Origin of the sequence: Alloprevotella sp. OH1205_COT-284 (assembly GCF_003859795.1) — a bacterium.
Lineage (GTDB): Bacteria > Bacteroidota > Bacteroidia > Bacteroidales > Bacteroidaceae > Alloprevotella.
Window position 1 is genome coordinate 1 of the sequence record NZ_RQYI01000068.1, and the last position, 576, is coordinate 576.

1 protein-coding gene is annotated in these 576 nt (G+C 40.8%); it reads left to right on the top strand.

Annotated features, from left to right (window positions below):
- A partial coding sequence (locus EII14_RS09540) for a hypothetical protein (RefSeq protein WP_233569433.1) occupies positions 1-275 on the top strand: 275 nt, incomplete at its 5' end.
- Positions 276-576 lie beyond the last annotated feature (301 nt).

Sequence of the window (576 nt, forward strand, 5' to 3'; positions counted from 1 at the left end):
TCTCATACGAGCAGATAATCAGTATAATAATAACCTTTTGTGAAAGTAGAGAAATAGGTAAACCGGTACTTTCCAATCCCTACACAATCCTCTTCATAACTCGAAACGAGAGCGAGAGCGAGAGCGAAAGCTATACCAAAAGATTTTACACTGCAACAGAATATCAACCTCCCATTCTCCTCTTCGAGATCGCAGCAAAACCACACATACCTCACAACGAAACCGCAGCAAATTCTTCTCTGTTTCTCCGTGATCTGCGCAAACACGCCTTTTGACTACATATCAAACGCGTTTTTAAGAGGGGCGTGGCTCATGATGAGGCTTCCCTAATGTTCATTTCAAGAAATTGCAGAAAAACCTACACTAAACCATTCAAATCACTGATCCTCAAAAATATATAAGTGTATACATCAGCTTTTCAATATACACTGAAAGAAGCTAAGTGCATGATACACAAACGAAAACGAATGTAGACAGATTTTGCCAAAACCTACACTGCCTACATGGGCGATTTCGGGCATCTGCATGCCTTCCCGATAGAGTGTGTAGGTTGCAACAACGAATGTAGTTATTTCC